Consider the following 430-nt stretch of genomic DNA (forward strand, 5'->3'; position numbering starts at 1 on the left):
GACACTCAAAAACGAAAACCTCACGAGACCGTCTCAGAGTGGTTTGCACGCATTCGATTCGAACAATCTGTGAAACCTTATGCCGATGTGCGATATGGAGAACTGAACGTGATCGACGAGCGCTCACTTCACGATTTCAAAGTATCTGTCAGACAGTATATACAACACTACAAAGGAGAGAAATCTTGATGAACATTCGTACGATGATTGAGGAAATCAACCAAGTCTATTTGGGCAACCCGACAGTGGTAGAACTATGTGTGACGTCGCTTTTGGCGAACGGACATGTGCTCTTAGAAGATGTACCGGGCACCGGAAAGACGATGTTGGCCAAGACACTAGCGACGAGTTTCCACGGCGACTTTTCAAGAATTCAGTTCACAGCCGACTTATTACCGTCAGATATTGTCGGTTCAGATTTTTTCAATCT

1 protein-coding gene and 1 pseudogene are annotated in these 430 nt (G+C 45.1%); both read left to right on the forward strand.

What is annotated here, in order from left to right; genetic code table 11:
- Positions 1-189: pseudogene (locus KNP83_RS14970) on the forward strand (hypothetical protein); the annotation flags it as partial.
- On the forward strand, positions 189-430 hold a 242-nt coding region (locus tag KNP83_RS14975; protein WP_214761575.1), incomplete at its 3' end, for an AAA family ATPase. The pseudogene KNP83_RS14970 and the gene KNP83_RS14975, both read left to right, overlap by 1 nt.

The organism is Exiguobacterium sp. s146 (assembly GCF_018618415.1).
Taxonomy (GTDB): domain Bacteria; phylum Bacillota; class Bacilli; order Exiguobacteriales; family Exiguobacteriaceae; genus Exiguobacterium.